The sequence below is a fragment of the Aeromonas sp. 604176 genome (genome assembly GCF_049170755.1).
GTDB lineage: Bacteria > Pseudomonadota > Gammaproteobacteria > Enterobacterales > Aeromonadaceae > Aeromonas > Aeromonas veronii_A.
The window spans coordinates 1-5,798 of the sequence record NZ_JAAKNE010000170.1 but is presented as its reverse complement, the minus strand read 5'-3'; the positions used below and the strand labels follow the sequence as shown (position 1 = coordinate 5,798).

3 protein-coding genes are annotated in these 5,798 nt (G+C 57.2%); all 3 read left to right on the top strand.

Annotated elements, in window-relative coordinates:
• Positions 1–567 (top strand): transglutaminase-like cysteine peptidase (locus G5358_RS19800; protein WP_421324759.1); only part of this gene is annotated, 567 nt, incomplete at its 5' end.
• Positions 568–570: 3 nt separating this feature from the next.
• Positions 571–2,496: an EAL domain-containing protein gene (locus G5358_RS19795; RefSeq protein WP_421324758.1), complete on the top strand. Its 1,926-nt coding sequence runs from the start codon at positions 571–573 to the stop codon at positions 2,494–2,496.
• 267 nt (positions 2,497–2,763) lie between these two features.
• Positions 2,764–5,798, top strand: a 3,035-nt coding sequence (locus G5358_RS19790) for a retention module-containing protein (protein ID WP_421324757.1), incomplete at its 3' end; no start/stop codon positions are given.

The window sequence follows — 5,798 nt, the reverse complement described above, 5'->3', positions numbered from 1 at the left end:
GGCCCTAGGGCCGGCAAACGGGTCACCAGCTGGCGCACTTTGGCAATGCAGAACAAGGCGGCGGGGCTGACGGATCGGCAGAAGCTGGAGAAGGTGAACCAGTTCTTCAACCAGATGCGTTTCATCGATGACATCAAGTTGTGGCACAAGAAGGATTATTGGGCGACACCGCTGGAATTTCTGGGCGCAGCGGGGGGAGATTGTGAAGACTTCAGCATTTCCAAGTATTTTACCTTGCTGGAACTTGGCATCCCTGATGAAAAAATGCGAATGGTATATGTCAAGGCATTGGATTATAACCAGTTTCATATGGTCGTTGCCTACTATGAGACGCCTGCGGCAGTACCCCTGATTCTGGACAATCTTGTCGGATCAATTCGCCCGGCGACCCAACGGGCGGATTTGTTGCCAATTTACAGTTTTAACGGTAGTCACTTGTGGCTGATGAAGGCGCGTGGTCAAGGGGAACTGGCCGGGCAATCATCCCGCTTGGGATTATGGACAGACTTACGCAATCGCATGACATCGGGGCGATTGGCTCGGCCTGCGGTCAATTTGGATGATTAACCTATGACGCTCTACAGACAACTATTGGCAACCATGCTGCTGCTGTTCGGATTGCTGTTTGCCGCCACCTATTGGGTGCAATTCAATTCGACCCGCAACTACCTGGCGCAGCAGCAGGAGACCACCGTCATCAATACGTCCACCGCACTGGGTCTGGCGCTGACCCCCTATCTGGAGAACGGCGACAAGGTCAGTGCCGAATCCGTGATCAAGGCGGTGTTCGACGGGGGTTACTACAAGCTGGTCCGTCTCGATCTGCTGGCCTCCAAGGATGTCATCGAGCTGGAGAACAGCAGCCATATCGAAGGGGTCCCACAGTGGTTCATTGGGCTGGGTCTGTTCCCTGAAGTGGCCAATGAATCGATTTTGACGTCGGGTTGGCTGCAACTGGGCAAGCTGAAGGTCGTCGGCCACCCTGGACAAGCCTACTACGAGCTTTGGAAAGGAATGAGCGAACTGGCCACCTGGTTCCTGGTCGGCTTTCTCGTCACCACTCTCTTGCTGATGCGGGCGCTCAATTATCTGCTCAAACCGCTCAAGCTGATTTGCGATCAGGCGGTTGAAATCGAGCTGCACCATTTCGGCCACGCCATTCCCGAGCCCAAGACCCGCGAGCTGCGGCAAGTGGTACAGGCCATCAATACCCTTTCCAGCAAGCTTGCCGTGCAGTTCAAAGAGCAGGCTGACGAAGCCGAGAATCTGCGAGCCCGCGTCTATGTGGATGCCGTCTCCGGGCTTGGCAACCGCTCTTACTTCGTCGGGCAGGTCAATGCCTGGATTGCGGAGGCCGGGCAGGGCGGGGTCATGCTGGTGGCCGTCGACATGCTGGACGATCTCTATCGGGAAGAGGGCTTTGCTGCAAGGGACAACATGGTCAAGTCCATTGCACAGGTGCTCAGGGAACTGCTGGATGGCTGGGATGGCGCGGCGCTGGCCCGGATCTCGGCGACGGAGTATGCCTTGCTCTGCCCCACCGATGATCTGTCTCAGCTCAAGGAGCTGGCGGAGCTCATCAACAGCCGTATCGCCGATCTGGTTGTCAATCCCATGGGAGAAAGCGGTGCGCTGTCCGTCGTCGGCATCGCCGGCCGTGATGGCAATGACGATCTCTCGGCCCTGCTGACGAAGGCGGATAACGCCCTTGGCAAAGCGCGCAATGAGCGGCGCGGTGCCGTCGTGATGGAAGGCGGCAATGAGCAGGGACTGATGGGACGCCTTGCCTGGCGAGACCTGGTGCAGGATGCCATTGCCAGACATCTCTGGCGCTTCAAGGCACAGCCTGCATGCCGCTTCGATGATGGTACCCGCCTGCATGCCGAGTTGTTCGCGGCCATCTCGCGAGATGGAACGGATTACTTCGCAGGGCAGTTCTTGCCTGCGATCGAGCAGTTCAAGATGGGGGCCGAGTTTGACAAGGCGGTGCTGGAAGCCTGCGTCCCCTTGTTCAAGCAGCAACCGGAATTGGTGTTGGCAGTCAATATCACGGCGGGTTCTCTCTGTTCGGATGAGTTCCTGACATGGCTCAGAGGCTATCTGTCGCTGAACGTGGAGCTGAAGGAGCGACTGCTGTTCGAGATCCCGGAAGCGGCCATCATGAAACACAAAGAGTATGTGACTCATCTGGTTGAGCTGTTGCGAGAGCACGGCTTCTTGTGGGGGGTCGATCACTATGGCCGGCACTTCCAGTCCCTCGGCTATCTGGAAGAGCTGACCCCCACCTATGTCAAGGTGGACCACGGGTATACCAGCCAGGTCATGGAACCAGGCGCCGATACCTCCTTCCTGGCGGCTGTCTGTCGGGCTGCCCACAACGCGGGTGTCACGACCATCGCCACCCGGGTGGAAGATCAACGGCAGGTTGAATTGTTGTCCAGTTTGCATATCGATGGTTATCAGGGGTTCGTTCACCCTGCATTTCCACTGGTATAAGCGGTACAACTCGATAGAAAGGGGCCCATTAAGGGCCCTTTTTTATATCTGTTTAGAATATGTACATCATTTTTACGCGACATATAGGTAATATCACTAAAACTCGCGCTGTTACTTATTTGATTTTTATATGTAAAAAATATTCGTTCGATTCGCTGCATCGGATGAAGTCAAAGAGACTCAACCCTGTACATTTTTGCAACGGAAGCAGGACGGGGGCGTATCTAGAGTGTAGGCATCAAGATCTGTCACCCTGGAGCAATGGATATGCGCACCCAAATCATCGACAAAACCGTGGTCGTCTCTTCCGTAGAAGGCAACGTTCAGATCCTGCTTGCCGATGGCAGCAGTCGTCCTCTCCAGCCTGGCGAGATACTGCAGCCTGGCGCCAGACTCAATATCGCTGATGATGCCAAATTGATGCTGGCTCCCTACGATGACAAACCTGCAGCGGACAATGGTGTCCCGGCAGGGGCAGAGATGCCTCCAGAGGGACAATCTTCCTCATCGGTTGCCAATCATCAGCAAGGCTCGCCTGAAGTGTCGCCAGAAATTGCGGCGTTGCAACAATCCATCCTGCAAGGGGTTGACCCGACCAAGAACTTCGAAGCCTCTGCTGCCGGTGGGGCACCTGCCGCCGGTGGTGGTGGCGGTATCGGCGGGGTCGCTGGGGCCAGTGGCAATGGTGGTTTTGTTGTCATAGATCGCATCGGAGATGCGACTATAGCCGAGGCCGGATTCGATACCGGCTATGATACGTTGATCGATCAGAATGTGCTGCAGGAAGACGATCTTCTGCCCGAGAATCAGCTCGATGATCAGGATGAGTCTGTTGTCACCCAGGAAGATCAGGCCATCAGTGGCAATGTGCTCGACAACAGCAACAATCCGGATGGTCCCCTTGATTCGTCTGTCATTTCCTATAGCTGGGGCAACAATCAGGGAATTGCTGCTGGCGTTGAGAGCACGCTGGATGGGATTGGTACGCTGATCATCAATGCCGACGGCTCCTATACCTTTACCCCCGCGCTGAACTACACAGGCCCTGTACCTGCGGTCAATTACACCGTAACGGATGGGGATGATACCAACGACTCCACTATGACCATCACCATCACCCCTGTAGATGAGCCTGTCTCGCTGAATGGATTGCAGGTCGAGGGTGGTGAGCTTGTCCTTGATGAAGCCGCGTTGCCGGATGGCTCAGCCCCCGATGGCGCAGCCCTGACCAAGAGCAGTACCTTTACATTCAATGCGGCAGATGGAGTGCAAAGCCTGACGCTGGGAGGTGTGACGCTGATCAGCAATGGCCAGGTCTTGACCACCTTCCCCCAGGGGATCCCCAGTCCTTTGGGAAATCAACTGCTGGTGACCGGCGTCAGCTACAACCCGGTGACAGGGGTTGGCAGCGTGACCTACAGCTACACCCTGAACGATAACGAAACACATAACAAACCTGCAAATGATGGGGCTCTGACGGAGAGCTTCAACGTCGTGTTGACGGACCTTGATGGCGACACGACCAGTGCAGGGCTGGATGTCGTGGTGCTGGATGACGTGCCGACGGCGGTGAGCGACGTCAACCTGACGGCGGCGAGCGAGAACAACCTGGTCCTCAATGGCAACGTCATCACCAACGACGTGCAGGGGGCGGATGGCGCGGCGGTGACCGCGGGCACCCTGAGCGGGACCTACGGCAGCCTGGTGCTCAATGCCAACGGCACCTACACCTACACCCTCAACCCGAACGACGGTGACTTCAAGGCGCTGACCGGGGGCGGGGTGGGCAGCGAAGTGTTCACCTACACCCTGACGGATGCGGACGGAGACGTGAGCACGGCGACCCTGACCCTGACCATCAAGAACGACGATGACGGGGTGACCATCACCAACCTGACGCCCAAGGGCGAGGGCGGGGATGCGAAGGTGTACGAAGACGACCTGCTGGCGACCCGCGGCGAGAATGAATCGGCGGGGTCGGACAGCAGCAAGGAGTCGACCACGGTGACAGGGGACTTCACCATCAGCGCACCGGACGGGGTGAAGACCCTGAGCGTGGGTGGCATCAACATCGTGGTGAACGGGGTGGTGGCGGGCTTCCCGCTGAGCGGGGTGACCACGCCGCTGGGCAACACCCTGACCATCACCGGGTACAACCCGGCGACCGGGCTGGTGAGCTACAGCTACACCCTGAACGACAACGAGGCGCACCCGACGGCGAACGGCAACAACAGCCTGTTCGAAGACTTCGCGGTGAGCCTGGTGGACAGCGACGGGGATTCGGCCTCGAACACCCTGAGCGTGCAGATCGTGGACGACGTGCCGACGGCCAACGATGATGCTGACAGTGCCACTGAAGGTGTGTTCACTCCGGTGACGGGTAATGTCATTACCGGGGCGGGGACCATCGGCGGCACAGCCGGTGCCGGGGTGGACGTCATGGGGGCGGATGGTGCGGCAATCAGCCAGGTCGTGAGCTCGAACGGCAATTCAGACAGTAATCCTGCCGGTGGATTCACTGTGACCGGGCTGTATGGGACGCTAACCATGGGGTTGGATGGCGAATACAGTTATACGCTCACGGCGGCATCGGTTCCCGTGGGTGCCTCGGAGGTATTTACCTACACGCTCAAAGATGGCGATGGTGATACAGATCCGGCAACTCTTACCATCAATATTGCTCAGGATACCCGTGTCCCTGTATTGACCATCGGCAATGCGACGGTTGATGAGGAGGGACTGCCTGAGGGGACGGCTGCCAGTGGTAATTCGGAGATATTCAATGGCAGCTTCACCATCAACACCCAGGGGGAAAATCTGACTACCTTGACCATCGGTGGGCAGGCTTACAACTTGACCAGTGGCGGCAGTCAGACCTTGATCAACAATACGGAAGGAATGCTGACGGTAACCGGTGTCAGCGGCCCCACAGCCGGTGTCTACACGGTGAATTATACCTACACGCTCAAAGACAATGTGCTGACTCACAACGTTCAAGGCAACAGTGATACAGCGAATGGTCCGAGTTTCGTCGTGTCGGCTACGGATGCCAGTGGCGACAGTGGCACGGGTAACCTGCAGGTTGTGATCAGCGATGATGCCCCCATTGCCAATGCTGTTACCAATGCAGGCCAGGCGACTCAGGTGCAGAACACGAATCTGATGTTGATCCTCGATATCTCCGGCAGTATGGGTGATCCATCGGGCTATCAAGGCATGACTCGGATGCAGGTGATGCAAAAGTCCGCTTTGGAGCTGCTGGACAAATACAGCGCCTACGGCAGCGAGATCGGAAGAGCACA